Origin of the sequence: Catonella sp. (assembly GCF_052173895.1) — a bacterium.
Lineage (GTDB): Bacteria > Bacillota > Clostridia > Lachnospirales > Lachnospiraceae > Catonella.
In genome coordinates this window covers 1-2,821 of record NZ_JBQMXS010000100.1, presented here as the reverse complement: position 1 = coordinate 2,821, position 2,821 = coordinate 1, and the positions used below count along the sequence as shown (strand labels likewise).

Below are 2,821 nucleotides of genomic sequence, written 5' to 3'. Positions count from 1 at the left end.
AGATGATTTTGGAATCTTTTTCAGAAAGTAGAGAAGAAGGTACAGATTCTATAAATTGGAATATTACTGTAAAATCATATGATGAATTTGCAGCTTCGATTAGTGATGTAGACACTACATTAAAAAAATATAATATGTTAGATTTTACTGAAAAAGATTTTGATATATTAAGTAAGCCATTTTCAGAATTAAGTGATGCTGTGAAGATTTATGCAATTGATAAAAGTAATTACTTTAGTTGTAGTCAGGAAAGACCTGAGTTTGGAATGGTTTATAAATATAAATATTATGGAGAATACGGTTCCAAAGGAATGAAGACACTTCTTGATAATAAGGCAGAAGGTGTATGTGCAGTTCATGCTTCTTATGAAAGCCAGATATTTGATCAGCTGGGTATAGAAAACTATTATGAATCAAGGAATGAAATAAACCATGCATTTACAGTGGTAAAGGTTAAGAATTCAAAAGGTAAGACGCTTTGGATTCCATTCGATTATGGTATAGGACCTAGTGAGGGGCTTAGAGTAGATGAAAAAATAAGGAAGAAATATTTGAAAACAGAAAAAATGAGATATAAGCTTTACCTTAGAGGGATAAAAGGCGCACCGGATTATAAGAATTTTACTGATGAAGATTTTAATTAAGAAGTATAGAATTTATATATTAGTTCAGGGTAGAGGAGATTTAAAGTCACTGTCATTAAGTTAACATTGTGATAAGTTATCTTTAAAGGAGTTTAGAAGGAAGGTAATTGCCTTTCCTGCTTTTTGAAACCAATAAGGGCTGGCATACTCGCCAGCCCTTATGTATCATACCGTAAACACCCCATAAAGCGGCACCGACTTAATCCCATTCTCAAATCCAAAATTTTTAGCTGAAAATCTATATGAAAACTCAGGCTTATATTTATCTGTATATATTTTAAGGCTTTTGGCTCTTACATTATCTGCTGATCTGACTTCAATAGGGATAACATTACCATCTATTTGAGCTACAAAGTCAACCTTAGCCTTATTGTCAGAAGTCCAATAGTAAGGAGTTATTCCTTTTGCTGATAACTCTTCAGCTACATAGTTTTCTGCTAATATTCCTCTGATTTTGTCTGAAATTTTTAGATTGTGCACAATATTTTCAGTTGGGATATCTGATTTCATAGAGAGAAGTCCCACATCTGAATAGTACATTTTAAATGTGAGATTATCCTCGTATACTTTGAGCGGCAGATTTCCTTCAGTTATTTTATTACATCTAATAACTACACCTGCTGCGATAAGCCAAGCTAATGCACTTTCATAGTCTTTGGCACGAGCACTGCTTCCTATAACTGAGTACATAAACTTTGAATTTTCTTTGGCAAGCTGTGTAGGAAGACTGTTATAAGCTGAAATAGCTTTAACAGTATCGGAAGGAGTTGAGTATTTTGCCATATCTGAAATATAGGCATTAGCAATATTTCCTTGTACAGCTCTTACAAAGTTAAAATCCCTTTTTTCAATATATCTTGCTATGGCTTCCGGATATCCACCAACAGCAAGATATGTATGATATAGGTTAAGTGCCTTTGTATGTAAGGCAGAGGATAATGGTGAAAAAATCTTTGCAGCTTCTAAAATAATATCTTTTAGTGAGGTTTCACCTATAGCAATAATAAACTCATCAAAGGTCATTGGATACATATTTATAGTGTCTACCTTTCCTACAGGATAGGAAAAATTACCTCTGTTAAGAGCCAGACCTAACAGGCTGCCAGCTGCAATTATATGATACTCATTAGCTGATTCATTTATATATTTAAGGAAGGTGAGTGCTTTCTCTGAGGCTTGTATTTCATCGAAAATAATTAAAGTTTTTTCAGGAAGAATGGTTATGCTTTTAATAATAGAAAGTTCATTAATTATCCTTGCAGGATTTAAATCATTTTCAAATATGCCGGTTAAATCTGAACCGGTTTCAAAATTAAAATATGCCACATTGTCATACTCTGATTGTCCAAACTCAAGCATACTGTAAGTCTTGCCTATCTGCCTTGCTCCATGTATAATCAGAGGCTTTCTAAAAGGGCTTTTTTTCCATTCCTTTAATTCTCCAAGAACTTTTCTATACATTTTAACCTCCATATATTATGATGTGGGTGTCAAAAGTATTTGACACCCAATGATACAGGATTGCTTCGGCTTCACCTCTCGCAATCCTTGCAAAAATATTCGTAATCCGCTCATTTTTTTGCAAAAAATGGCTACTTACTCATATTTTTTGCGTGTCAAAAGATAATAAATTCTCTTGCAAGCAAGCTTGCATCGAATTTTTATACTTTTGACACTTGTATCATATTATAAATTATGTAGTTAATTTTACATTATATATATGATTAATGCAAGAAAAATCAACATTTTTAGCACTTAAATTATTAGCAAAGGATATATTATCTGGAAGTAACTGAAAAATATATTAATTATTATAATATTAGTTACCAGTATCTTAAAGAAGTTATGGAGAAACTGGAAAACCGCTTTACTCCGGAGGAAAATAAAACTCTGGAGAAAATGCTAAGAATTATGTCTGAGGATATAATGAAGGAAGAGAATTAGGGGATAGTAGGAAATAAAGTATAAGGATTATCTGATGGCTTAGGCTGTCGGGTAATCTTTTTGTATTTGTAAGTTGTTTATGATAAGGTTGGTATTATTTCCTATATTTTAAATCAGGTTGCGTAGATACTGACTTTAGCATATAATTATATAAAGGAATGCAAAGGGGTGATCTAGGCTTGAATACAGAAATAAAAAATGCAGTTAATTCTGCAGGAGATAAGGCACAATAT

Annotated in this window: 2 protein-coding genes; one reads left to right on the top strand and one right to left on the bottom strand. The window is 32.4% G+C overall.

Translation table 11 applies throughout. From position 1 onward, the window contains the following. The coding region (locus ACTTG8_RS10150) for a hypothetical protein (protein ID WP_442561988.1) at positions 1-644 on the top strand (644 nt) is incomplete at its 5' end. Between the two features lie 165 nt (positions 645-809). Here the strand turns inward: ACTTG8_RS10150 and ACTTG8_RS10145 are convergent. Beyond that, positions 810-2,105 (bottom strand): ATP-binding protein, encoded by a 1,296-nt coding sequence (locus tag ACTTG8_RS10145; protein ID WP_442561987.1) that lies wholly within the window; start codon positions 2,103-2,105, stop codon positions 810-812. Positions 2,106-2,821 lie beyond the last annotated feature (716 nt).

Excerpts from the sequence above, each read along its gene's own strand:
- ACTTG8_RS10145 (WP_442561987.1), bottom strand. The coding sequence starts at position 2,105 with ATGTATAGAAAAGTTCTTGGAGAATTAAAGGAATGGAAAAAAAGCCCT.